The 24,395-nt window shown below is 72.0% G+C and carries 23 protein-coding genes and 1 pseudogene; 12 read left to right on the forward strand and 12 right to left on the reverse strand.

Annotated elements, in window-relative coordinates; genetic code table 11:
• The first annotated feature begins 46 nt into the window (after positions 1-46).
• Positions 47-1,006, forward strand: coding sequence for a GNAT family N-acetyltransferase (locus tag AB0I41_RS06005; RefSeq protein ID WP_357102318.1), 960 nt, complete (start codon positions 47-49; stop codon positions 1,004-1,006).
• 244 nt (positions 1,007-1,250) lie between these two features.
• Here AB0I41_RS06005 and AB0I41_RS06010 read toward each other — a convergent pair whose 3' ends face one another.
• The 3 genes from AB0I41_RS06010 to mshB all read right to left on the reverse strand — a co-directional run bounded on the left by AB0I41_RS06010 (position 1,251) and on the right by mshB (position 3,174).
• The gene (locus AB0I41_RS06010) at positions 1,251-1,715 is read right to left on the reverse strand and encodes a hypothetical protein (protein WP_357102320.1); all 465 of its coding nucleotides are present in this window, start codon (positions 1,713-1,715) and stop codon (positions 1,251-1,253) included.
• Positions 1,716-1,795: 80 nt separating this feature from the next.
• Positions 1,796-2,233: a hypothetical protein gene (locus AB0I41_RS06015; RefSeq protein ID WP_357102442.1), complete on the reverse strand. Its 438-nt coding sequence runs from the start codon at positions 2,231-2,233 to the stop codon at positions 1,796-1,798.
• A 17-nt stretch (positions 2,234-2,250) separates the two neighbouring features.
• Positions 2,251-3,174: an N-acetyl-1-D-myo-inositol-2-amino-2-deoxy-alpha-D-glucopyranoside deacetylase gene (gene mshB, locus AB0I41_RS06020; RefSeq protein ID WP_357102322.1), complete on the reverse strand. Its 924-nt coding sequence runs from the start codon at positions 3,172-3,174 to the stop codon at positions 2,251-2,253.
• Positions 3,175-3,261: 87 nt separating this feature from the next.
• Between mshB and AB0I41_RS06025 the strand changes: the two genes are divergently transcribed.
• Entirely contained in the window at positions 3,262-5,403 is a 2,142-nt protein-coding gene (locus tag AB0I41_RS06025) for a prolyl oligopeptidase family serine peptidase (RefSeq protein ID WP_357102324.1), read from the forward strand.
• A gap of 56 nt (positions 5,404-5,459) precedes the next feature.
• Here the strand turns inward: AB0I41_RS06025 and AB0I41_RS06030 are convergent, their stop codons facing one another.
• From AB0I41_RS06030 to AB0I41_RS06050, 5 genes are all read right to left on the reverse strand, one after another.
• Entirely contained in the window at positions 5,460-7,202 is a 1,743-nt protein-coding gene (locus AB0I41_RS06030; RefSeq protein WP_357102326.1) for an ABC transporter substrate-binding protein, read from the reverse strand.
• Between the two features lie 147 nt (positions 7,203-7,349).
• Complete coding sequence (locus tag AB0I41_RS06035) at positions 7,350-8,336, reverse strand: ABC transporter permease (protein WP_357102328.1); 987 nt, start codon at positions 8,334-8,336, stop codon at positions 7,350-7,352.
• An 11-nt stretch (positions 8,337-8,347) separates the two neighbouring features.
• Positions 8,348-9,349, reverse strand: coding sequence for an ABC transporter permease (locus AB0I41_RS06040; protein WP_357102330.1), 1,002 nt, complete (start codon positions 9,347-9,349; stop codon positions 8,348-8,350).
• The gene (locus tag AB0I41_RS06045; protein WP_357102332.1) at positions 9,346-10,404 is read right to left on the reverse strand and encodes a dipeptide ABC transporter ATP-binding protein; all 1,059 of its coding nucleotides are present in this window, start codon (positions 10,402-10,404) and stop codon (positions 9,346-9,348) included. The genes AB0I41_RS06040 and AB0I41_RS06045 overlap by 4 nt, the downstream gene beginning before the upstream one ends.
• Before the next feature lie 55 nt (positions 10,405-10,459).
• Positions 10,460-11,515, reverse strand: a complete 1,056-nt coding sequence (locus tag AB0I41_RS06050) for an ABC transporter ATP-binding protein (protein ID WP_357102444.1) — start codon at positions 11,513-11,515, stop codon at positions 10,460-10,462.
• A gap of 285 nt (positions 11,516-11,800) precedes the next feature.
• On the opposite strand from AB0I41_RS06050, the gene AB0I41_RS06055 reads away from it, so the two are divergent.
• From AB0I41_RS06055 to AB0I41_RS06080, 6 genes and pseudogenes are all read left to right on the forward strand, one after another.
• Positions 11,801-12,349, forward strand: a complete 549-nt coding sequence (locus AB0I41_RS06055; RefSeq protein WP_357102334.1) for a Uma2 family endonuclease — start codon at positions 11,801-11,803, stop codon at positions 12,347-12,349.
• Between the two features lie 33 nt (positions 12,350-12,382).
• Positions 12,383-13,820: pseudogene (locus AB0I41_RS06060) on the forward strand (TldD/PmbA family protein).
• A gap of 61 nt (positions 13,821-13,881) precedes the next feature.
• Positions 13,882-15,273 carry a metallopeptidase TldD-related protein gene (locus AB0I41_RS06065; protein WP_357102336.1) on the forward strand — a complete coding sequence of 464 codons (1,392 nt, stop codon included), beginning with the start codon at positions 13,882-13,884 and terminating at the stop codon, positions 15,271-15,273.
• A gap of 269 nt (positions 15,274-15,542) precedes the next feature.
• Positions 15,543-16,349, forward strand: coding sequence for a hypothetical protein (locus tag AB0I41_RS06070; RefSeq protein WP_357102338.1), 807 nt, complete (start codon positions 15,543-15,545; stop codon positions 16,347-16,349).
• A 13-nt stretch (positions 16,350-16,362) separates the two neighbouring features.
• Positions 16,363-18,279: a fumarate reductase/succinate dehydrogenase flavoprotein subunit gene (locus AB0I41_RS06075; RefSeq protein ID WP_357102340.1), complete on the forward strand. Its 1,917-nt coding sequence runs from the start codon at positions 16,363-16,365 to the stop codon at positions 18,277-18,279.
• Complete coding sequence (locus AB0I41_RS06080; protein WP_357102342.1) at positions 18,280-19,347, forward strand: succinate dehydrogenase/fumarate reductase iron-sulfur subunit; 1,068 nt, start codon at positions 18,280-18,282, stop codon at positions 19,345-19,347.
• A 172-nt stretch (positions 19,348-19,519) separates the two neighbouring features.
• On the opposite strand, the gene AB0I41_RS06085 is transcribed toward AB0I41_RS06080, so the two are convergent.
• A complete protein-coding gene (locus AB0I41_RS06085; RefSeq protein WP_357102344.1) occupies positions 19,520-19,969 on the reverse strand; it encodes a (deoxy)nucleoside triphosphate pyrophosphohydrolase in 450 nt (149 codons plus the stop codon).
• A 183-nt stretch (positions 19,970-20,152) separates the two neighbouring features.
• Between AB0I41_RS06085 and AB0I41_RS06090 the strand changes: the two genes are divergently transcribed.
• Positions 20,153-20,461: a 4a-hydroxytetrahydrobiopterin dehydratase gene (locus AB0I41_RS06090; RefSeq protein ID WP_357102346.1), complete on the forward strand. Its 309-nt coding sequence runs from the start codon at positions 20,153-20,155 to the stop codon at positions 20,459-20,461.
• 236 nt (positions 20,462-20,697) lie between these two features.
• Here AB0I41_RS06090 and AB0I41_RS06095 read toward each other — a convergent pair whose 3' ends face one another.
• The gene (locus AB0I41_RS06095) at positions 20,698-21,777 is read right to left on the reverse strand and encodes a DUF4190 domain-containing protein (RefSeq protein WP_357102348.1); all 1,080 of its coding nucleotides are present in this window, start codon (positions 21,775-21,777) and stop codon (positions 20,698-20,700) included.
• An 85-nt stretch (positions 21,778-21,862) separates the two neighbouring features.
• Here AB0I41_RS06095 and AB0I41_RS06100 point away from each other — a divergent pair, with 85 nt between their 5' ends.
• On the forward strand, positions 21,863-22,225 hold the full coding sequence (locus AB0I41_RS06100) for a PH domain-containing protein (RefSeq protein WP_130320299.1): 363 nt from the start codon (positions 21,863-21,865) through the stop codon (positions 22,223-22,225).
• 114 nt (positions 22,226-22,339) lie between these two features.
• On the forward strand, positions 22,340-22,747 hold the full coding sequence (locus tag AB0I41_RS06105) for a hypothetical protein (RefSeq protein WP_357102350.1): 408 nt from the start codon (positions 22,340-22,342) through the stop codon (positions 22,745-22,747).
• On the opposite strand, the gene AB0I41_RS06110 is transcribed toward AB0I41_RS06105, so the two are convergent.
• Entirely contained in the window at positions 22,734-22,994 is a 261-nt protein-coding gene (locus tag AB0I41_RS06110) for a hypothetical protein (protein WP_357102352.1), read from the reverse strand. The two genes, AB0I41_RS06105 and AB0I41_RS06110, sit on opposite strands and share 14 nt — an antisense overlap.
• A complete protein-coding gene (locus AB0I41_RS06115; protein ID WP_357102354.1) occupies positions 22,994-23,311 on the reverse strand; it encodes a DivIVA domain-containing protein in 318 nt (105 codons plus the stop codon). The genes AB0I41_RS06110 and AB0I41_RS06115 overlap by 1 nt, the downstream gene beginning before the upstream one ends.
• Positions 23,312-23,578: 267 nt before the next feature.
• On the opposite strand from AB0I41_RS06115, the gene AB0I41_RS06120 reads away from it, so the two are divergent.
• Complete coding sequence (locus AB0I41_RS06120; RefSeq protein ID WP_357102356.1) at positions 23,579-23,992, forward strand: GntR family transcriptional regulator; 414 nt, start codon at positions 23,579-23,581, stop codon at positions 23,990-23,992.
• The last annotated feature ends 403 nt before the right edge of the window (positions 23,993-24,395 follow it).

The raw sequence follows: 24,395 nt of genomic DNA on the forward strand, positions 1-24,395 counted from the left end.
CCCGCGACGGTAAGAGCCTAGTATCTCGCCGGGGAGGAGGTCGATCGTGCTCCGACAGCAGGACGTGGGCCACCGGATCGTGGTGCGCCGCATTGTGGGGATTCGCGACGGCCGGCCCCTCTTCTCGGACGCTCTCGGCGAGTTGGTCGAGCTGACCGAGACCCATCTCACTCTCGCCACCGGGCAGGGCCGGCTGCGGGTGCCGGTGGCCGAGGTGCACCGGGCCAAGCGGGTGCCGCCGACCCGCCGGCCGACCGCCTCGGCCGTGGTCGAGCTGGAGCTGGCCTCCGACGAGGCCTGGCCCGCCGTCGTGCGGGGCCGGCTGGGCGACTGGCGGCTGCGCGCCGCCGCCGGCTGGTCCGGCCGGGCCAACTCGGCGCTGCCGGTCGGCGACCCGGACCGGCCGCTGCCGGCCGCGCTGGACGCGGTGGAACGCTGGTACGCCGACCAGGGCCAACCAGCCATGGTCAACACCCCGCTCCCGCTGGCCGCGCCGGTCGGCGCGGAGCTGGACGCCCGGGGCTGGGGCAGCGGGCCGCCGGTGCTGGTGCAGACCGTCGCGCTCGCCACGGTGCCGCCGGCCACGCCGGCCCGCGCCGGCTCGCCGCCGGTCGAGCTGGCCGCCGCGCCGTCGGACGACTGGCTCGCGATCGCCGCCGGCCGCAAGGGCGGCCTGCCGGACGCCGCGCGGCACGTGCTCACCGCCGTGGACCGAGTCCGCTTCGCCCACGTGTACGCCGACGGCGCGCTGGTCGCGATCGGCCGGGGCACCGTCACCGGGCAGGGACGCTGGCTCGGGCTCAGCCTGATCGAGGTGGTGCCCGAGGCCCGGCGACGAGGGCTGGCGGGCCGGGTGGTCCGGGCCCTGGTCGGCTGGGGCCTTGCGGAGGGCGCGACGCACGCCTTTTTCCAGGTGGAGCAGCGCAACAGCGGCGCGGTGGCGCTCTACCGGGCGCTCGGCTTCACCACCCACCACACCTACCTCACCCGCGTCGCCCCGCACTGAGAATCGGCGGCCGCGCCGGGACCGGCGACGCCCGGCCCGGCTCCGGCCGGAGAACGAACACCCTCACGAGCGACATGCCGGGCAGGCATGAACATGCCTCTCAGGCATGTCGCTCAAACCGAGGTTGCCGCCGCCCCGACGCCGGGGCGAGGACCGTGCGCGGGCCGATCGGAACCGGACACCCGGACGGTGCCGGGGCCGGGCGTGGCGCGCGCCGGACGTGCGCGCACCGGAGCCGCGGGGGTCAGCGGCGGACGACCCGGCGCGGCTTGGCCGACTTGACCTCGGCGTACCGCTTGAGCAGCTGTGAGCGGTGGTCGAGGCCGAGCGCGGTGAGCACCAGGTAGCCGACCGCCACGCCGGCCCCGGCGGCCAGCAGGTAGAGCCAGATCTGGGCGAAGAACAGGCCGGCGCCCCCGCCGAACGGGTTGTCGCCCACCAGCAGCGGTCCGACCAGCACGGTCAGCAGCAGCGCCACCAGCACCGCCGCACCCACGTCGGCGCCCCACCGCCCGGCCGGACGGGTCCGGCCCTGGACGAAGACCACCCCGGCGAGGATCAGCCCGATCACCACGAACATGCCCAGCGAAACCCGGTCGGCGGCGGTGTCGTTCCCGTCGAAGCCGAGCTTGATGGTCACCCGAGCCGCCACGTTGACCGCGAACAGCGCCGCCGCCAGCACGCTGACCGCCCGCCACCGATTCCCCATCGCACGCCTCCCGCCGTACGCCCGCCCCACCGGCGGGCCTTCTGGCAGGAATGTCTACCACCACAGCCGGTGTCGCGTCATCACCCGTCGTGACGTCGCTGCGCCGGGCCGAGGATCTGCCGGAACGCCATCACCGCGAAGGTCATCGCCCCGGCGGTGATCATGCCCAGCCCCACCCAGTTGTCCCCGGCGACGAGCAGGTCGCCCTCGGCGGTGCGGACCGCCGCCACGGCCATCAGCACGAACCACGGCAGCGCGGGCAGCGCCACCGCCCACTTCCGGCCGACTGTCGCGTACGCGAACCAGCTCACCGCGATGGCCGCGCCGATGGTGACCGGCACCGACACCCCGATCAGGTGGCCGCCCACCCGGACGGTGGACAGCAGCAGCCCGAGCAGGGCCGTGAGCACCCCGCCGACCACCGAGACCAGCCCGCCGGCGATCCGCAGGGCGAGATCGAGCAGCCGCGCGGACCGGCCCGGGGGCGGCGGTGTGAGCTGCTCCTCGACGACCGGCATCGGCGCGGCGGGCAGGGTCACCGGAGCCCGGCCACCGCGACCGGGGAGCGGTCCTTACCGTCGGTGGCCAGTCCGGCGAAGAGGTCGTCCTCCCAGCCGTACGGGCCGCTGCCGGGGCCCTTCTCGCCCACCGCGAGGGTGAAGTACTCCACGCCCATGAACTCGGCGCCGAAGTTGCCGGCGATCGAGTACAGCCACGAGTTGGCCGGGATCTGGGTGGCGTGCGCACGCATCGCCGCCTCCTTGGCGGCGTGCTGGTCGGTGGCGTCGATCCGGGCGGCGATCTCCGGGTCCGGGGTGCCGAAGGGCAGCTCGTCGGCGTTCCCGATGCCCTCGAAGGGGTTGTCGGACGACTCGGTGAAGTGGGTCAGCCCGGCCTCCAGCACGCTGCGCGGCATGGCCGTCCAGTAGACCTTGGCCGGGGCGCAGCCCTCGGCGGCGGCCAGCTCGTGCGCCCGCGTCGCCACCCGGTGGGCCTGGATGTGGTCGGGGTGGCCGTAGAAGCCGTTCGGGTCGTACGTGATCATGACCTGCGGGCGGACCTCGCGCATGATCTCCACCAGGTGCCCGGCGGCCTCGTCGAGGTCGGCCTGCCAGAAGGCCCGGGGGTGCTCGTTGGTGGCCAGCCCCATCATGCCGGAGTCGCGGTAGCGGCCGGCGCCGCCGAGGAAGCGGTGGTCGGTGACGCCGAGCGCGGCGCAGGCGTCCGCCAGCTCGCCGATCCGGTAGCCGCCGAGCTGGTCGGCCTCGGCCGCGCCGAGCTGCGCCAGCTCCGGCACGTGGATCTCGCCCTCCTCGCCGAGGGTGCAGGTCACGAGCGTGACGTGGGCGCCGCCGGCGGCGTACCACGCCATCGTCGACCCGGTGCCGATGGACTCGTCGTCGGGGTGCGCGTGAACCAGCAGGAGGCGTCGATCGGGCAGCGTCGTCACGACCGTCACTCTAACCGGCGGTCTCTGTCCGCCGAGCCTGACGCGTCCGCCCAGGTCGGCCACATCACGACTGGCGCCGCCCTACGATCTGCAGGTGTGGACTTTCCCGAGCTGGCCGCCCGCACCCGTCGGTTCAGCCACGGGGCGCCGCGCGCCGTTTCGGTGGCCGACGACGGCTCCCGGGTGGTCTTCCTCCGCTCGGGCGGTCCCGAGGACCCGGCCGACGCGCTCTGGTCGCTCGACGTCCCCAGCGGCGAGGAACGGCTGATCGCCGAGCCGGCCGCGCTGCTCGGCGCCGAGGCCGACGCGGGCGCGCTCGGCCCCGGTGAGCGGGCGCTGCGCGAACGGCTGCGGCTCAGCAGCGCCGGGATCGGCTCGTACGCCCTGGACGCGGCCGGCCGGGTGGCGGTGTTCCCGCTGGCCGGGCGGCTGTTCCGGGCCGACCTGGTGCACGGCGACGTGGTCGAGGTGAGCACCGTCGGGCCGGTGATCGACCCGCGGCCGGACCCGACCGGCGAGCGGCTGGCGTACGTCACCGACGCCGCCGAGGGGGTTCGCCGGGGCCAGCTGCGGGTGGTCGAGTCCGACGGCGCCGACACCCTGCTGGCCGGCGAGGACTCCGGCGTGACCTGGGGGCTGGCCGAGCACGTCGCGGCGGAGGAGTTCGGCCGGTTCCGCGGCTACTGGTGGGCGCCGGACGGCCGGTCGGTGCTCGCCGCCCGGGTGGACGAGTCCCGGCTGCCGCGCTGGTACCTGCACGACCCGGCCGACCCGACGAGCCCGCCGACGACCGTCGCGTACCCCCAGGCGGGCGGGCCGAACGCCGAGGTCAGCCTGCACCTGCTCGACCTCGACGGCGGCTGGGTCGACGTGCACTGGGACCGCGAGACCTATCCCTACCTGGCCTCGGTGGAGTGGGCCGACGGCGGGCCGCTGATCACGGTGCTGCGCCGCTCGCAGCAGCACGGCCTGGTGCTGGCCGTCGACCCGCGTACCGGGGAGACGCAGGTGCACGCCGAGCTGGCCGACCCGCGCTGGGTGGAGCCGGTCCCGGGCACCCCGGCGCACCTGCCGGACGGCCGGGTGCTGGTCGGCGGGGAGCTGGCCCACGACGGGTACGACGCCCGCTGCCTCTTCGCCGACGGGACCCTGCTCACCCCGCCCTCGCTCTACGTACGCCGGGTGGTGGGGCGGCTGCCCACCGGCAACGGCCCGGCGGACCTGCTGGTCGAGGCGAGCGAGGGCGAGCCGAGCCAGCGCCACCTGTACCGGGTCCGCACGGTGATCGGCGGCGGGGTGGACGCCCGCCGGATGAGCGGCACCCCCGGCTGGCACACCGCCGCGGTCGGCGGGGACGTGCTGGCGGTCGGCACCGCCTCGCTGGACGACGCCGGGACGAACTGGTCAATCTGGCGCGGCGACCACGAGGTGGCCCAATTGCGCTCGCTGGCCGCCACCCCGCCGTATGCCCCGCGCCCGACGCTGGTCCGGGTGACCGACCGGCGGCTGCCGTCCGGGGTGCTGTACCCGCGCGACCACGTCAAGGGCACCCGGTTGCCGGTGCTGCTGGACGTGTACGGCGGCCCGGGGCACCAGGAGGTGGTGGCCGCCCGGGCGGCCTGGCTGGAGCGGCAGTGGTGGGCGGACGCGGGTTTCGCGGTGGTGACCGTCGACAACCGGGGCACCCCGGGGGTGGCGCCCTCGTTCGAGAAGGCGGTCCACCGCCGGCTGGCCGACGTGATCCTGACCGACCAGGTGGACGCGCTGACCGCGCTGGCCGGCAAGCACCCGGACCTGGACCTCGACCGGGTGGCGATCCGGGGTTGGTCGTTCGGCGGTTGGCTGGCCGGGCTGGCCGTGCTGCGCCACCCGGAGCTCTTCCGGTGCGGCATCGCCGGCGCCCCGGTCACCGACTGGCACCTGTACGACACCGCCTACACCGAGCGCTACCTGGGCCTGCCGGACGACGGGATCGACGTGTACGGCCACCACTCGCTGGTGGAGTTGGCCGCCGAGCCGCTGGTCGGGGCGGAGCAGGCCCGGCCGCTGCTGCTGGTGCACGGCCTGGTCGACGACAACGTGGTGGCCGCGCACACGCTGCGACTGTCGGCGGCGCTGCTGGCCGCCGGCCGCCCGCACGCGGTGCTGCCGCTGACCGGGGCCAGCCACCTGGCCGCGAACGGGCTGTCCGAACGGCTGCTCCGGCTGGAGCTGGACTTCCTGCGTACCCACCTCTAGACGTACGGAGGCCCCGGCCGACGCCGTTGTCGACCGGGGCCCGTCTGCACCGCGGGTTACTGCTTGACGTGCGCGTTCACGAAGGAGGGGTAACCGAAGACGCTGGAGATGAAGACCCCGCCGGCCTTGGAGCCGTGCACGTTGTAGGCCACGTCGACGAAGAGCGGCACCACGGGCGCCTGCTCCTTCATGATCCGCTCATCGAGCTTGGCCCACTCCGGCCCCTGCTGAGCCGGGGGCAGGGCCAGGACCCGGTCGAACTCGGCGTTGATGGCGGGGTCGTTGAAGTAGGCGCTGTTGCTGTTGCCCTCGGCCTTGATGGTCCGTCCGTCGTACAGCACCGGCAGGATGGACGCGCCGCTGGGCCAGTCCGCCGCCCAGTTACCGATGTACAGGTCCCACGGGTTGTCCTTCTTCTTGACCTCGTCGAGCTTCGAGTCGTCCGGGATGTTCCGGACGGTGATCTTGAAGCCGGCCCGCTCCAGGTTCCCCTTGAGCTGGGTGGCCATCTGCTGCTCGGTCGTGTTGTCGGCCACCCCGAGGACCAGCTCCGGGGTCTGGCCGCCGAGCAACTCCTTGGCCTTGTCGATGTTGCCGTTAGCCCCGGCCGGGTACGCGTCGTACGCCTTGTAGCCGATGGTGGCCGGCGGCATCAGAGTGGTCAACGGCTGGGCCACGGTCTGCCCGCCGATCGCCTTGATCAGGCCCTCCCGGTCGATGGCGCAGTTCAGCGCCTGCCGGACCTTCAGGTCCTTCACCCGCTGGTTGTTGATCACGAGCTGGTTGGCGCTCGGCGTCGGGGAGAGGAGGGTCCGCGACTTCAGTGCCGCGTCCTGGGCCACCCGCGCGACCAGCGAGGCCGGCACGGAGTTGAAGGCGAGCGCGCTCTGGTCGGCGCCGTTGTCGGCGATCACCCGGTTGTTGGCGGCGTCCGCGGTCGGGCCGAAGGTCCAGACGAACTGGTCCGGGTACTGGTGGCGCACCGGGTCGGTCTTCGGGTCCCAGTTCGGGTTGCGGTCGAGGGTGAGCTGCACGCCGACCTGGTTCTTGGCAATCTTGTACGGGCCGGACGAGAACGGCTTCTGGTCAAGGTTGACGCCAGTGTCCTGCTCGGGCTTGAGCGGGGCGGTGGTCGGCAGGGAGACCGCGAAGGGCAGGTCGCAGCGGGGCTTGGCGAACTCGAAGCGCAGCGTCCTCGCGTCCGGCGCGGTCAGGCCCGGCGGCAGCGAGGTCTTGTTCTTCTTGAAGTCCCACTTGGTGTCGTACTGCGGGCTGTCGGCCAGCCACTCCTGGATGTACGTGGGGCCGCCGGTGAGGTCCGGATCGAAGGAACGGGCGATGCCGTACGCGATCTCCTTGGCGGTGATCGGGCTGCCGTCCTCGAACTTCACCCCGTCCTTGATCTTGAATTCCCAGACCTTGCAGTCGTTGTTGACGTTGGTGCCGGGCGTCTCGGCCAGGTCACCGACGAGCACCAGGCCACCCTTGCCGTCGTCCTTCCAGGTGGTCAGGTAGCGCGCGAAGAGCGGGTTGGTCATCAGGCCGGCGAACGAGTACGTCCGCTGCGGGTCCAGGTGGGAGATGGGGGTCTCCCGGATGATGGTGAACGTTCCGCCCTTCTTAGCCCCGTCCACCTCGGCCGCCGGACCCTGCGAGTCCTTCGGGTCGGTGGCGATGACCCCGGTCTGCTGCCGGTTGGTGTCCACCTTGGCGCCCTCGCCCGTGTTCTCCGAGCACGCACCCAATGTCACAACCAGAGCGATCGCACCGCCTGCGGCGGCCGCTGCGCGTAGTCGCATCTTTTACCTCCTCCACCCAGGTGCCGCCGGGCGTGAACGCCGACGTCCCGAGGATCGTAAAGAAGAAAACCTTCGAGTTGTGTAACAGTTGTCGATAAATTTCGTCACCGTCGGCCGGCGGTCGTCCCCGCCTGCGGCGACGAGGGGTCAACGCAGCCTGACCCGGGGGTCGATCGCCGCGTAGAGCAGGTCCACCAGGACGTTCGCCAGCACCACGAAGACCGCGGAGATCAGCACGGTGGCCATGATGGTCGGCAGGTCGCCCGCCTTGACGGCGTCCACAGCGGTACGCCCCATCCCGGTCAGGCCGAACGTCAGCTCGGTGATCACCGTGCCGCCGAGCGCTCCGCCGATGTCCAGGCCGGCGATGGTGACCACCGGGGTGATCGCCGCGCGTAGCGCGTGCCGGCCGTACACCTCGGTCCTGGAGAGGCCCTTGGCCCGCGCGGTCCGGACGAAGTCCTCCGACAGCGTCTCCAACATCTGGGCGCGGGAGAGCCGGGCGTAGATGGCCGAGAAGAGGAAGGCCAGCGCCACCCAGGCCAGGACCAGTCCGCTGGCCCACTTCAACGGATTGTCCAACAGCGACGTGTAGCTCGGCACCGGCAGCAGCCGCAGGCTGTAGACGAAGACCATCAGCAGCACCGCGCCGACGAAGTAGAGCTGCAACGAGGCGCCGGTCAGCGAGAAGCCGATCGCGGCCCGGTCCAGCCAGGTGCCGCGGCGCAGCGCGGAGACCATGCCGAGGCCCACCCCGAGCAGCAGCCAGAGCACCGCCGCCGGGATGACGATGCTCAGGGTCACCGGGAGCACCCGGGCGATGGTGTCGGAGACCGCCTCGTTGGCCACGTACGACCAGCCCAGGCAGGGCGCATCGCACTTGCCGCCCTGGGCGCTGCCCAGGTCCCGGCCGGTGACGATGCCCTTCATGTAGCCGGCGTACTGGGTGACCAGTGGGTCGCGCAGCCCCAGTTCCTGGCGGACCCGCTCCAGCCGCTCCGGGTTGCAGTTCTTCGGGCACATGCCGCTGACCGGGTCCCGGGGCAGCGCGAAAAACATCAGGAAGGTCAGCACGCTCACCACGAACAGGGTCAGCGTGGCGGAGAAGATCCGCTTGATCAGGAATCGCGCCATCTCGACATCACCTACCGGGACGACTTCGGGTCGAGCGCGTCGCGCAACGCGTCGCCGAAGAGGTTGAAGGCGAACACGAGCGCGAAGATCGTGATGCCGGGGAAGAAGACGTACGCCGGGTCGGTCTGCAGGAAATCCAGGCTCCGGTAGATCATCCGGCCGAAGCTCGGCGTGTCGTCGGTGAGCCCGACCCCGATGAACGACAGCGCCGCCTCGCTGGTGATGTACGCCGGCACCGCCAGCGAGAACGACACCAGGATCGGTGCCCAGATGTTCGGCAGCAGCTGCCGGAAGAGCATGTGCCCCAGGCCGGCGCCGCTGGCCCGGGCGGCCTCGACGAACTCCCGTTCGCGCAGCGTGATGACCTGCCCGCGGACCAGCCGGGCGGTGCTGGTCCAGCCGAAGAGCGCGAAGATGGCGATGAGCACCCCGACCTGGAACGACGGTGGCACCGCCTCGCGCTGGCCGTAGAAGCGCAGCGCGATGGTCGGGGTCAGCGCCAGCGCGATGATCAGGAACGGCATGGCGAGGGTCAGGTCGGTGATCCAGTTGATCACCGCGTCGATCCAGCCGCCGAGGTAGCCGGCCAGGGTGCCCAGCACGATGCCGATCGCGGCGGTGATCACGGCCGCCGCGAAGGCGATGAAGAGCGAAGTCCGCAGGCCGTGGACCAGCCGGATGAAGATGTCCCGGCCGAGTCCCGGCTCCAGGCCGAACCAGTGCTCCGCGGTGACCCCACCGGCGTAGCCGAGCGGCATGCTGAAGTCGTCCAGCCGGCTCTGGAACTGCTCGCGGGGGCCGATGCCGTAGGCCATCTCGATCAGCGGGGCGGCGAGCGCGACCAGCACGAAGAAGACCAGCATGGCACCGCTGACCACGGCGGTCCGGTCGCGGCGCAATCGCGCCCAGGCCAGCTGCCCGGGTGACCGGCCGACGAAACCCTTTTTCTCTCCCGCGTCGGCGCCGGACTCGATCTCGGCCAGCGCCACGCCCTCCACCGGGGACAGACTCACTTCGCCACCTCCTCGGGGCTCGCCACGGCCGGCTCGTCACGCCGCCCGGCGCTCGGCGCCGGGCCACCGGTCGCGGCCGGGCCGGTCTCCGGAAAGTGGCAGGCGACGTCCTGCCGGCCGCCGTCGCGGGCCACCAGGGCCGGCTCCTCGGTGGCGCAGACGTCCCGGGCCTTCCAGCAGCGGGTCCGAAAGCGGCAGCCCGAGGGCGGGTTCAGCGGCGTCGGCACGTCACCGGTCAACCGGATCCGCCCGCCCGATCCGAGGCTCGTTACGTCCGGGATCGCCGACAGCAGGGCCCGGGTGTACGGGTGCTGGGGCCGCTCGTAGATGTCGTCCCGGTCGCCGATCTCGACGATCTTCCCGAGATACATCACCGCGACGCGCTGGCAGAAGTGCCGCACCACGGCCAGGTCGTGGGCGATGAACACGAACGCCAGATCGAGATCGCGTTGCAGATCCCGCAGCAGGTTGACCACCTGCGCCTGGATCGACACGTCCAACGCGGAGACCGGCTCGTCGGCGACGATCAGCTTCGGCCGCAACGCCAGCGCCCGGGCGATCCCGACGCGCTGCCGCTGCCCGCCGGAGAACTCGTGCGGATACCGGTTGTAGTGCTCCGGGTTGAGCCCGACCAGTTCCAGCAGCTCCTGCACCCGCTTGCGTACCCCGCCGGGCGGGTCGATGCCGTTGACCTGCAACGGCATCGCCACGATCCGGCCGACGGTGTGCCGCGGGTTCAGGGAGGCGTACGGGTCCTGGAAAATGATCTGAAGGTCCTGCCGCAGCGGCCGCAACTCCCGCCGCCGGGCGTGGGTGATGTCCCGGCCGGCGAACGCGATGCTCCCGGCCGTGGGCTCCAGCAACCGCACCAGCATCCGACCTGTCGTCGTCTTCCCGCAGCCCGACTCCCCGACCAGGCCCAGCGTCTCCCCCGCCCGCACGTCGAAGTCCAGCCCGTCGACCGCCCGCACCACCCCCGTCGACCGGAATCCGCTGTGCACGGGGAAGTGCTTGGCCAGTCCGCGTACCCGCAGCAGCGGTTCGGTCCCATTCATCGACGCCGACCTTCGTTCGCGACTGCGGGACTCCGCTTCGCCGCGTTCCTCGCGCTCACCGAGCCACCCCCACGTGTGCCACGTCCTCCCGGTAGAGCCGGGTGCGTTCCGCCGCCGGCAGGTGGCAGGCGACCAGGTGCCCGGCCTCGCCCGCCGGGCCCAGTTCGGGCACCTCGGTGCGGGAGCGGTCGCCGTTGCGGCCGGCGTACCGGCAGCGCGGGTGGAAGGCGCAGCCCGACGGCAGGTTGATCAGCGAGGGCGGCGTGCCGGGGATCGGCAGCAGGTCCGCGTCCGCGTCGCCGTGCAGCGAGGGCACGCTCGACAGCAACCCCCAGGTGTACGGGTGCTGTGGGCGCCGCAGCACCTGCTCGACGGTGCCCCGCTCGACCGCCCGGCCGCCGTACATGACCAGCACGTCGTCGGCGACCTGGGAGACCACGCCCAGATCGTGGGTGATCAGGATGATCGCCGAGTGGAACTCGGCCTGCAGGTCGGTGAGCAGGTCCAGGATCTGCGCCTGCACGGTCACGTCCAGCGCGGTGGTCGGCTCGTCGGCGATCAGCAGGTCCGGGTCGTTGACCAGCGCCATCGCGATCATCGCCCGCTGCCGCATGCCGCCGGAGAACTCGTGCGGGTACTGGTCGAAGCGGCGGGCCGGCTGCGGGATGCCGACCCGGCCGAGCATGTCGACCGCCCGGGTGCGGGCCTCCCGCCGGCCCGCCGCCGGGTGGTGCACCCGGTACGCCTCGGCGATCTGCCGGCCGACCGTGTAGTACGGGTGCAGCGCCGACAGCGGATCCTGGAAGATCATCGCCAGGTCCCGGCCGCGCAGCCGGCGTACCTCCTCCTCGGGGAGGCCGACCAGTTGGCGACCGCCGAGGGTGATCTCCCCGGTGATGGTGGTCCGCTTGGCGTCGTGCAGGCCCAGGATGGCCAGCGAGGTGACGCTCTTGCCCGAGCCGGACTCGCCGACGATGCCGAGCGTCCGCCCCCGCGCCACGGAGAAGGACACCCCGTCGACCGCGCGCACCACGCCGTCGGTGGTGTCGAACCGGACCCGCAGGTCGTCGACCCGCAGGTGGGCCGCCTCACCGGCGCGCTGCTCCGGCACGCCGGGGCGGTCGTCCGACTGCCCGGACGACACGGGTTCCGGACTGTCCACGACCGCCTCCCTCAGGTTGTAGAGAACCTACAACAAGCTTCCGAGGGTGAAAATAAGCTACAGAGGCGGAGCTGTCAGCGGCCCACAGCGTAACGAGTCGACAACGGGCCCGGACAGTCCTCACCAGGACATCCACCACCGCAACTTGATGGCCTCGGTCCGCGGTCGCACGTCAGGTGCGACCATGGTTGCGGCAGTCACGAAAGGATTCCCGCCAGAGAGGTGGAGGTGACCATGACCGCGGCGGTGTTCGGCCACGACGGACCGTGGACGGAAGAGGAGTACCTCGCCCTCGGCGAGACGCAGCAACGCGTCGAACTCTTCGACGGGAGCCTCCACGTGACCCCAGCCCCCACCCCCCGCCACCAGAACATCTCCGGTGAGCTGCGCGTAGCGTTCCGCACCCCCGCACGCGACGCTGGGCTGCACGTGCTCGAAGCGGTCAACGTCCGGCTCCGGCCCGGCCGAATTCCGATCCCCGATCTGGTGATCACCGGCCCCATTGACTTCGACGAGGTCAACGTCGAGGCCAGCGATGTGCGGATGGTCTGCGAAATCATCTCCCCCAGCAATGCGGCCACGGACAAGGTGCTCAAGATGCACTACTACGCGGCTGCCGGCATCGAGTGGTACCTGTTGGTCGAGCAGGAGAACGCCACCCTGCACCTCTACCGGCGGCATGGCAGGCACTACAAGGAGATGTCGGTGACCAAGCCCGGGGAGGCACTGGAACTCATCGAGCCCGTACGAGCCACGATCCGGCCGGAGGAGCTCGTCCCCTGACGGATGTCGGCCGGCTCGCCTAGGGTCGGGCGCATGACCGAGTTCGACGCGGCCTCCGCCGCCGTCCAGGCCGCCCTCGACGCGGGCGCCCGGTACGCGGACGCCCGGGTGATGCACCGCCGCTACGAGTCGATGTCGGCCCGCAACGGCGCGATCGAGGAGCTGACCCAGGACGAGAGCGTCGGCCTGGGCGTGCGGGCGCTGGTCGGGTCGAGCTGGGGCTTCCACGCCGTACCCGAGTTGTCCGGCGCCGCGGCCCGCGACGCCGGCCGGCGCGCCGCGGCGATCGCCACCGCGAGCGCGCGGGTGCCCGGCCCGCCGATCGACCTGGTGCCGGCCGGGGCGGCCGTCGCGAGCTGGGCCTCGCCGTGCCGGGTCGACCCCCTCGGGGTCGCCCTCTCCGACAAGGGCGACCCTGCTGGTCGGCGCCACCGCGACGATGCGGGAGCACGGCGCCGACCTGGCCGAGGGGCTCTACCAGGTCTGGGACACCGCCAAGTGGTTCGTCTCCAGCGAGGGGCACCGGATCGACCAGCGCATCCGCGAGTGCGGCGGCGGCATCTCGGCCACCTCGATCGGCGACGGCGAGACCCAGCGCCGCTCCTACCCCAGCTACCGCGGCCAGTACGGCACCACCGGCTGGGAACTGGTCGAGTCGCTGGACCTGGCCGCGCACGCCGCGCGGATCGCCGAGGAGTCCCGGGCGCTGCTCACCGCGCCCGAGTGCCCGGCCGGCGAGACCGACCTCATCCTCGGCGGCGAGCAGCTCGCGTTGCAGATCCACGAGTCGGTCGGGCACGCCATCGAGCTGGACCGCATCCTCGGCTGGGAGGCCGCCTTCGCCGGCACGTCCTGGTTGGACCTGGCCCAGCTCGGGTCGCTGCGCTACGGCTCCGAGCTGATGAACGTCACCATCGACCCGACCATCCCCGGGGCGCTGGGCAGCTTCGGCTTCGACGACGAGGGCTCCCCCGCGGTGCGGCGGGACGCGGTCCGCGAGGGGCGCTGGGTGGGGGTGCTCGCCGGCCGGGACTCGGCCGCCGTCGCCGGTCTCGACCACGGCGGCAGCGTACGGGCCGACGGCTGGGCCCGGCTGCCGATGGTGCGGATGACCAACGTGGGCCTGGAGCCGGGTCCGCACACCCTCGACGAGATCGTCGCCGCCACCGACGACGGGGTGCTGATGGACCTCAACCGCTCCTGGTCGATCGACGACAAGCGGCTCAACTTCCAGTTCGGCTGCGAGATCGGCTGGGAGGTGAAGAAGGGCCGGCGCGGGCGGATGCTGCGCAACCCCACCTACACCGGCATCGGCCCGCTCTTCTGGCGCTCGATGGACATGCTCTCCTCCGAGACCGTCGCCTGGGGCACGCCCAACTGCGGGAAGGGCCAGCCCGGCCAGGTCGGCCACACCGGCCACCCGGCCGCACCGGCCCGCTTCCGCGACGTCCGGGTGGGGGTCCGTGCGTGAGCGCGAGGAATGAGCGAGCGCAGCGAGCGAGTCCCGCAGTCGCGAACGAAGAGGTGGCAGCATGACCGAGCTGGACGTCGCCGGTCAGGTGGTGGAGCTGGTCCGCCGGCTCGCCGGGCCGGACGCGCAGGCCGAGGTGGCGGTGACCCGGCACGACCTGGCGCTGACCCGGTTCGCCAACTCCTTCATCCACCAGAACGTCGCCGAGTCCGGCGTCTCGCTGCGCCTGCGCCTGCACGTCGACGGCCGGACCGCGGCCGGCGGTGGCAGCCTGGTCGACGCCGACGGCCTGCGCGCGCTGGTCGAGCGGACGGTGGCGGCGGCGCGGCTCTGCCCGCCGGATCCGGCCTGGCCGGGGCTGACCCCGCCCACGGCGGTGCGCTCCAGCGGCATCCTCGACGAGGACACCGCCTACTCCGAGCCGGACGCCCGGGCGGACCGGGTCCGCGCCTTCGTCGACGCGGTGGGCGGCCTGGAGGCGGCCGGCTACTGCAGGACGTCGTACCGGTCCGGGGCGTTCGCCAACTCCGCCGGCCACACGGCGCAGGGCCGCACCACCGAGGCGGCGATGGACGGCATCGCCCGGGCCGGCGGCGCGGACGGGGTGGCCCGGCTCTGCGCCGACCGCCTCGCCGACCTCGACGGCGCGGCGCTGGGCGCCCGGGCCGCCGGCAAGGCACGCGCCGCCGCCGACCCGGTGGAGCTGCGCCCGGGCCGGTACGAGGTGGTGCTGGAGCCGGCCGCGGTGGCCGACCTGTTGCAGAACTTCTCCTGGTACGGCTTCAACGGCAAGCGGTACGCCGAGCGGCAGTCCTTCGCCGAGCCGGGCGCCGCCCAGTTCGACCCGTCGGTGACCCTGGTCGACGACCCGCTGCACGGCTCCGCCCTCCCGTACGACCTGGAGGGCACCGCCCGGCGGGCGCTGACGCTGGTCGAGGCCGGGGTCACCCGCGCGGTGGCGCACGACCGGCGCAGCGGCGCCGAGGTGGGCGGCGGGTCCACCGGTCACGGCATGGTCGGGGCGTCCACCTTCGGCCCGATCCCGCGCAACCTCCGTCTGCTCGCCCCGACCGGCACCGGCGGGCCGTTCGACGGTGGGGCCGACGCCACGCCCGGGGCGGTGGCGGACCGGGACACGGCCGCGCTGGTCGCCGGGGTGCGGCGCGGGCTGCTGGTCAGCGACTTCTGGTACACCCGGGTACTTGACCCGAAGAGCCTGGTGATCACGGGGCTGACCCGTAACGGGGTGTGGTTGGTCGAGGACGGCGTGCCGACCCGGGCGGTTCGCGACTTCCGGTTCACCGAGTCGTACCCGCGGGCGCTGGCGCCGGGCGCGGTGCTCGGCCTGGGCCGGCGGCCGGTCCGCCAGCCGGACCGGTTGGACGGCGTCTGGTGGGAGGCGCCGCCGCTGCGGCTGGCGGCCTGGAACTTCACCGGTGGCGCGTCCGGCTGAGGCGTCCGGCGTCGACCCGGAGTCGATCTTTTCCGGTCACCGCACATTGATCATGCTCCGGGTCTTTCCAACCAGCGGGACACACGGGACACTGCGTTGCGCGGCCGGGCCGTGGAGATCGGCGTAACGTGTGTCATTTAGCTGCGCCGGTGTGCCGGTGCGGTCGCCTGCGTGCGCAAGACGTGGCAGTGGACGCGGTCTCGCCGGTCCGCTGACCGATCGGAACGTGATCCGCCGCCCGTGAGGGCCCCGTCAGGGAGACGACTCGAATGACATCAACGGCAACGAAGCCGCGGGGAGCGCGGGCGCGCGCCGCCATCGCGGCGAAGACGTTGCGGACCGACCGCTGGTGGTTTGCCCCACTGCTCACCGTCGTCGGGCTCACCGCCTGGATCGCGTACGCGACGGTCCGGGTCTTCATGCACAAGTGGTACTGGGTGGACGAGTTCCACTACCTGACCCCGTTCTACTCCCCCTGCGTGACGAACCGGTGCGTCGAGGGCGCCTCGCACTTCGGCAGCTTCCTGCCCGGCTGGTGGATCATCCCGGACGCGGCGCTGACCCTGCCGTTCCTGCTGCTGTTCCGGCTGACCTGCTACTACTACCGCAAGGCGTACTACCGCTCGTTCTGGCTGTCGCCGCCGGCCTGCGGGGTGCCGGACGGGCACCAGGCGTACGGCGGCGAGACCCGGTTCCCGCTGCTCGGGCAGAACTCGCACCGCTACTTCTTCTACGCCGCCGCGATCATCTCGCTGATCAACACATACGACGCGATCTACGCGTTCCACTCGCCCAAGGGCTTCGGCTTCGGGCTGGGCAACCTCATCCTGATCGGCAACGTGGTGATGCTCTGGGGGTACACCATCTCCTGCCACTCCTGCCGGCACATCATCGGCGGGCGGCTGAAGCACTTCTCCGCGCACCCCGTGCGGTACAAGGCGTGGACGTTCGTGTCCAGCCTGAACACCCGGCACATGCAGCTCGCCTGGATCACCCTCGGCACCCTCGCCTTCACCGACTTCTACGTCATGGCGGTCGCGGCCGGCTGGTTCACCGACCTGCGGTTCATCAACTAGAGGGCGCCTGGACATGACCACTACCACTCGCATCGAACGACACCACTACGACGTCGTCGTGATCGGAGCCGGCGGTGCCGGCCTGCGCGCGGCGATCGAGGCCCGGCTGGCTGGCAAGAAGACGGCGATCATCTCCAAGTCGCTCTTCGGCAAGGCGCACACGGTGATGGCCGAGGGCGGCGCGGCGGCCGCCATGGGGAACGTGAACAACCGGGACAACTGGCAGGTGCACTTCCGCGACACCATGCGCGGCGGCAAGTTCCTCAACAACTTCCGGATGGCCGAGCTGCACGCGAAGGAGTCGCCGCAGCGGATCTGGGAGCTGGAGACGTACGGGGCGCTCTTCGACCGCACCAAGGACGGGAAGATTTCCCAGCGCAACTTCGGCGGCCACGAGTACCCGCGGCTGGCGCACGTCGGCGACCGCACCGGCCTGGAGCTGATCCGCACCCTCCAGCAGAAGATCGTCTCCCTCCAACAGGAGGACAAGCGCGACCACGGCGACTACGAGGCCCGGATCAAGGTCTTCGCCGAGACCACCGTCACCGAACTGCTGCTCGACGGGGACCGGGTCGCCGGCGCGTTCGGCTACTACCGGGAGTCCGGCGAGTTCGTCCTCTTCGAGGCGCCGGCGGTGGTGCTGGCCACCGGCGGGGTCGGCCGGTCGTACAAGGTCACCTCGAACTCCTGGGAGTACACCGGGGACGGACACGCGCTGGCGCTGCGCGCCGGGGCGACGCTGATCAACATGGAGTTCCTCCAGTTCCACCCCACCGGCATGGTCTGGCCGCCCTCGGTCAAGGGCATCCTGGTCACCGAGTCGGTCCGCGGCGACGGCGGCGTGCTGAAGAACTCCGACGGCAAGCGGTTCATGTTCGACTACGTCCCCGACGTCTTCCGCAAGCAGTACGCGGAGACCGAGGAGGAGGCGGACCGCTGGTACTCCGACCCGGACAACAACCGGCGGCCGCCGGAGCTGCTCCCCCGGGACGAGGTCGCCCGCGCGATCAACAGCGAGGTCAAGGCCGGTCGGGGTACGCCGGCCGGCGGCGTCTACCTGGACATCGCCTCCCGCAAGTCGGCCGAGGAGATCCGCCGCCGCCTGCCTTCGATGTACCACCAGTTCAAGGAGCTGGCCGACGTCGACATCACCAAGGAGCCGATGGAGGTCGGCCCGACCTGCCACTACGTGATGGGCGGCGTCGAGGTGGACCCGGACTCGGGCGCCGCGTACGGCACCGTGCGGGGGCTCTTCGCCGCGGGCGAGGTCTCCGGCGGCATGCACGGCTCCAACCGGCTCGGCGGCAACTCCCTGTCCGACCTGCTGGTCTTCGGCAAGCGGGCCGGCGGGCACGCGGCGACGTACACCGACCAGCTCAGCGCGCGGCCGAAGGTGCCGATCGGCGCGGTCGAGACGGCGGTGGAGACGGCGCTGGCGCCCCTGCAGCGGGACACCGGCGAGAGCCCGTACACCCTCCAGCAGGACCTCCAGGCGGTGATGGGGGATCTGGTCGGGATCATCCGCCGGGAGGGCGAGCTGGCCGACGCGCTGAGCCGGCTGGCGGAGCTGCGCGAGCGGGTCGCCAAGGTCAGCGCCAGCGGCGGCCGGCGCTACAACCCGGGCTGGCACCTGGCGCTGGACCTGCGCAACATGCTGGTGGTGTCGGAGTGCACCGCGAAGGCGGCGCTGGAGCGGCAGGAGTCCCGCGGCGGGCACACCCGGGAGGACTTCCCGGAGATGGACCCGAAGTGGCGGCAGGTGAACCTGGTCTGCTCCCTGGACGGCGACGCCGTACGCCTGGACCACAAGCCGCTGCCGGTGATGCGGCCGGAGCTGATCGGCCTCTTCGACCGCGCCGAGCTGGCCAAGTACCTGACCGACGAGGAGCTCGTGGAGTTCGACGCCCTCGCTGAGGAGGCGGGCAAGTAGATGGGCAACAAGCGACAGTTCCGGATCTGGCGGGGCGACGAGAGCGGCGGCGACCTGCAGGACTACATGGTCGAGGTGAACGAGGGCGAGGTGGTCCTCGACGTCATCCACCGGCTCCAGGCCACCGACGCGCCCGACCTCGCCTGCCGGTGGAACTGCAAGGCGGGCAAGTGCGGCTCCTGCTCCATGGAGATCAACGGCAAGCCGCGGCTGAGCTGCATGACCCGGATGTCCACCTTCGAGGAGGGCGAGACGGTCACGGTCACCCCGCTGCGTACCTTCCCGATCATCCGGGACCTGGTCACCGACGTCTCCTTCAACTACGAGAAGGCCCGGGAGACGCCGGCCTTCGCGCCGCCGGCCGGGGTGGCGCCCGGGGACTACCGGATGCAGCAGGTCGACGTGGAGCGCTCGCAGGAGTTCCGCAAGTGCATCGAGTGCTTCCTCTGCCAGAACGTCTGCCACGTGATCCGCGACCACGAGGAGAACAAGCAGGCCTTCTCCGGCCCGCGGTACTTCATCCGGGCCGCGGAGCTCGACATGCACCCGCTGGACGCGAAGACCGACCGCAAGGACTACGCGCAGGCCGAGCAGGGGCTCGGGTTCTGCAACATCACCAAGTGCTGCACCGAGGTCTGCCCCGAGCACATCAAGATCACCGACAACGGGATCATCCCCATGAAGGAGCGGGTCGTCGACCGCAGGTACGATCCCCTCGTGTGGCTTGGTAGCAAGATCTTCCGTCGGGGTGACACGCCCCAGAGCACCGCGGGCAGCGCGGGGAAGGAGTCAGTGGTGCACAGCGGCGTTCGTCAGGCTGGGATCCACTCGCACGCGGGCGGGTCGCACGACCCCAGCGCCGAGGTACAGGCGCAGCAGGGCGTGAACTGGCACCGCGAGGTCCCGCACCCGACCGCCCCGGCGGTCGACGCCACCGGCAAGCTGCCGCTGACGGAGCTGACCTTCGACCGGGCGGCGGCCCCGTCGCCGTTCGGCGACGACGTCACCTTCCCGCTGCCGCCCGAGCACCTCAACTTCGCCCACCCGGGCCAGGACGAGAAGCACTGAGCACGACAGCATCGACGGGGGCCGCGGCGACAGCCGCCGGCCCCCGTCCCCTTTTCGCCCCCCTGTCGGTTTCCCCACCGGCACCTCACTTGTTGACCATGAAGTTGTCGTCCGTCGCGTGTCGCGACAACAGCTTCGTGATCGACGGCGGTCCCGGGGGTGCGGGCGGGGGTCAGGACGGGGTGGCGGCGAGCAGGAGGGGGCGGAGGGCGGCCACGATGGGGGCGTCGGCGGGGAGCCAGGTGACGGTGTCCAGCTCGGTGGCGGAGAGCCAGCGCATCGCCTGGTGCTCCAGGGCCTTCGGCTGGTCGTCGTGCAGGAGCCGGGCCACGTACACCTTGAGCACCGAGCGGCCGTGGGCCATCCGTACGTCGCGGCCGACCCGGTCGCCGATCTCCACGCGTACGGCCAGTTCCTCGGCGCACTCGCGGGCCAGCGCGGCGGTCTCGCTCTCGCCGGGCTCGACCTTGCCGCCGGGAAACTCGTACATCCCGGCCACCTCCGGCGGCGCGGAGCGCGCGCAGGCCAGCACCCGCCCGTCGCGGATGATCGCCGCCCCGACGATCACCTTCGGCTCGCGCCGCTCGGCCTGTCCGTTTCCGCCTACCCGTTCGGTCCGCACGGGCGTCCAGCGTGCCAGATCAATCGTCGGTTTGGGTACCGTGCCCGACCGGTAGGCCAACAGAACACGGAAGTGTGGGCGTGGACACACCGTTCACCTGACGACAGACTAGAGAACATCGTGAGGACACGGGACGGCGACGATTTGGCCACAAGCCGGCAACGACGCCTGGGAGGTGCGGTGATGCGCGGGCTGTTCAACAGCCGGGCGAAGCACGACTATCTCAGCGACGCGCTGACGCTCCTCACCGGGTGGACCCGGGAGGGTGAGCAGATCCGGCGGATCCTCGTCATGGACGACACCCAGCACGCCGCCCTGACCGAGCGGGTCAAGGTGGTCGCGGATGCGCTCCGGCTCCGTCCCGAGATCAGCCGCCGGGACTCCGAGACCCAGATCCGGGTCGGGCACGGCGACGGCGAGCCGCTGACCGAGGGTGAGGTCCTGCTGGCGGCCCGGATCGAGGACGCGTACCGGGCGGTCACCGGCCCCTGAGCGGCGCGCGTCAGCACCGCAGCCCCGTGCCAGATGTCCATCCGGCGGCCCCCGTCTCCGCGCCCGCCGGTGGACCGGCGGCCTCTCACCAGCCTATGGCCACCGGGTGCCGCGCGGCTTCCCCGGAACGTGCGGGACCGGGCCGGCCGAGTGGCCGGTGGGTGACGCTCGGTATCGTCCCGCTCCGCAGCTCCGCCGTGCCGCGTCCTCGGGCGCGACCGGCGGGGGCTTCACGGTCAGCGGGCCGGTTCGCCCTGCACCGTCGACAGACCAAGAGCCCGGCGTACGGCCAGCTCGGTCTGCGCCTCGCGACGCTGCTCGGCCTGCGCCACCAGCCGCAGCGTCTGGTCGCGGTCGGTGGCCTTCTCGGCGTCCCGCCAGTACGTCGCCGCCTCCTGCGCCTCGGCGATCAGCTTCTCCATCGGCTCCATGACCTGCGCCGGCCAGGCCTGCGCGCTGAGCGCCAGCCAGAACCTGCCGTTGGCGGTCGCCGCTCGCTCCACCAGGGCGCGCAGCTCGGCCGGCGCGGCGGTCGGGCCCTGGGCGGCGAGGACGGCCCGGGCCTCGTCGAGTTCACGGGTCGCCGTCAGGTAGGTGAGCTGCTCGGGGCGGACCGCCGTCGCGTCCTGGCGGAGCTGCCGGGTCAGCGGTGCCGGCCCGGCCGCGAGATAGCAGGTGATCTGCGGATATGTCTGCCACTCGACCCGCGACGGGACATACCAGCGCAGCCGCACGTCCGCCGGGAGCGAGAGCGGGTCGAGGACGTAGCTGCCCTGCCGCTGCCGGCAGGCCGTCTCGGCCCGCGCCGAGAGCGCGGCCGTCCCCGGGTACGCCTCGTCGGCGTACCGCTCGTACGCGGGCAGGCGGTCGACCAGCTCCGCGTCGTGCGGTGCGGTGCAGGGCACCGTGCTGACCTCCTCCGGCGCGGTGCGCGTACCCGTGGGGGTGTCGTCGACGCGGAAGCAGTCACCCGCCCGCAGCCCCCGGACGCCGTCCTCCGGGTCGGACCGGGGCGTTGCCACGGTGAGGACCAGCACCAGCGCGAGCGCGAGCGCCCAGCCGCCGAAGAGCACCAGGCCGGCGACCGCGAAGCCCCGGCCGCGTTCCCCGGTCCGTCTGATCCGGCGCAGCGCGACGACCCCGAAGATCGCCCCCAGCACGCCGCCGAGCAGGCCGAAGACGAAGGCCGCGACCGCCAGCCGGCTCATCCGGCCGCGCGCCGGCCCGCGCCCCGCCCACGGCTCCCACTCGCCCTCGGCCATCTCGGGGAGGCCGGGCGGCGCCGGTCGCCTCGACCTGGTGTCGTCGGTGGTCATGTCCTGTTCCCTCCCCAGCGTCCCCCGTGCGGCGTGCAGACTAGTCGACCGGGCGGGTTGGCGTCCGCTTTCTACCGTGGGGTCCATGGCCAATGCGACGTACGACCGCAAGGAGCAGTTCCAACAGATCCAGAGTGGACTGCTCGAAGGAGAGCAGATCATCGCCGTCTACGACGCCGTCGGCACCGGCACCGGGTTCATCGGGCTCACCGACCGGCGCGTGATCATCCAGGACCGGTCGTTCATCGGCAAGCGGTACGCCATCACCAGCATCCCGTACTCGAAGATCACCAGCGTGAGCGTGGTGAGCAACAAGTCGTGGGGCGGGTCGTTCTTCTCCACCGGCGCGATCGCCATCCACGTCGGCACGCACACCTACGAGGTGGAGTTCCGGGGCGCGCAGAAGAGCCACCACGTCCACAACGTGATCCTGCACTACATCTCCTGACCGTCCACCCTGGGCATTCGTGGCGGCCGTTTCCGGCGGGGTCGGGTCGGCAGTCATCAGCATTGTGCCTTCGGGGGCAGCGCCGCGCCACACCCGGCCGCTAGCCTTCGCCGGATGAGTTTCAGCGCGTACGCCCGCACGGTCCGGGACGTCTCGCTCCCGCATCGGCGGCGGGTGTCCGCGCTCCGCTCGTGCGTGCAGCTGTACCGGCCGCTCGGCTTCCACGCCACGCTGAGCTACCTCGGCGAGATCGCCGGCCCGTACGACCGGGACGAGGCCGCGCTCCTGCGGGCACTGGACGCCCTGGTCGCGAGCAGGCGCGCCTGGCAGGCCGACGTCCGGGCGTACGCCGAGATCCGCCGGCAGGCCAAGCGGCGCGGCAGGCGCAGCCCCCGGCCCGTTGAGCGGAACCCGAACAACGGCCCGGACCACTGGTACGGGGCGCCTGCGGGATCGTCGCCCTTCTCGGAGCGTCGTCTCGCAACTACCGGCGGGAGTAACGACCCGGTCAGCGGCGGGTGAGGCGGCGGGCGCAGGGTCCGTCGTGGTCGGCCCGGAGCAGGCAGCGCCGGCCGCCCGGCATTCGCAGGTCGCAGAAGACCCGATGGCGTACGCCCTGCTCGTCCTCGGCGGAGACGGTGGTCTCCCCCGGATCGGCCGGGGAGAGCAGGCTCGCCCACCGGGCCACCGCCCGGGCCAGTCGGACCGCGCCGGCCAGGTCGGCGGCGAGCACCGGCAGGTGTACGACGAAGCGTTCCCGATCCACCATCAGCGCCGGCCGGCGTCGGCCCGCTGCGCCTGCTCGGACTGCCAGCGCCGCAACGCGTCCTTGATCCGGGCCGTCTCCAGTCGGCTCTCCCGCAGCGCCCGGTAGGCCAGGTCGAGGTCGCCGGCCACCCGGTCGAGGAAGAGCTGCACCTCTTCCGGGTCGAGGCCCCGCCGGCCGAGCCGGGTCGGCCGGAACCGCCGCTCGCGCACCTGCCAGGGCAGCAAGGGCAGGTACGCCGAGGAGCGGTAGTTGGCGCCGGGCCCGCGACTCGGCGCAGGCCGCTCGTTGTGGCGGGGTCGCCGGAAGAAGGCACGCACGATCGCCTCACCTCTCTGCTCGCTGCGCGAAGAATGGAAGGGGTGGCCGCACCCGCCCGCCGCGCACGGGCGGACCACCCCGCCCCACCACCGCAGCTCAGATCAGCGGTACGGCAGCAGGGCTGCTCAGCAGAGTCGGCGCGTATCAGCGTTTCCGCCCGCGCACCGACCGTGACTGAAACCATACCAAGGGGGCAACAAGGCAACAAGGCCTTGTAGCCATATAGCCACGATGGGCCCTGGCCACGAGGCCACCACGCTGACACCATGACCATCGATCCGCGCTCGCACACACCCGTCTACGTGCAGCTCGCCGACCTGCTGCGCGAGCGGATCGAGTCGGAGACCCTGCCCGCTGGTTCGACCGTGGGTAGCGAGACACGGCTGATGCAGGAGTACGGCATCGGGCGGGATGCCGTCCGCATGGCGATCTCCATCCTTCGATCCGAAGGACTGGTCACGACCAGCCGCAGTCAAGGCACCCGGGTTCGTGAGACGCCCCAGCGCCGACCGGTGGAGCTGCCTCCCGGGGCCACGGTGGTCGCGCGGATGCCGAGCGGGACCGAGCGCCGCACGATGCAGCTTGACGAGGGCGTACCCGTGCTGGAGATCCGTGGCCCGCAAGGCGATGTCGAGGTCCTGGCGGGCGACGAGGTCGAGCTGACCCGCCCGCCGGCGTGACCGACTGACCCGAGGCCGCCCGTGTTCGCAGCGGCGGCTTCCGACGACTCCCGGCAGGTCACGGCCGGTAGGTCTCCGCCCCCGGCGGGTCGACCGGTCCAAAATCCCCGCATTGCCCGTAGCGACGCCGGCACCACCACCCCCACACACTTTGGAGCTGATGTCGCCAACGATTCAGGCCGCCGCCCGGCGGTCGACCCGGCACGGATCGCCCTGGACGGACACTCGATGGGTGCGACAGCGGTCACCCAGCTGAATCGTTCGTGACATCAGCTCCAAAGCGAACGGAACACCAGGGGCCGACCGGCACGGAGACGGCCCGACACGGAGACGGCCCGACACGGAGACGGCCCGACACGGAGACGGCCCGACACGGAGACGGCCCGACACGGAGACGGCCCGA

This window comes from Micromonospora sp. NPDC050200, from assembly GCF_040656135.1.
Taxonomy (GTDB): Bacteria; Actinomycetota; Actinomycetes; order Mycobacteriales; family Micromonosporaceae; genus Micromonospora.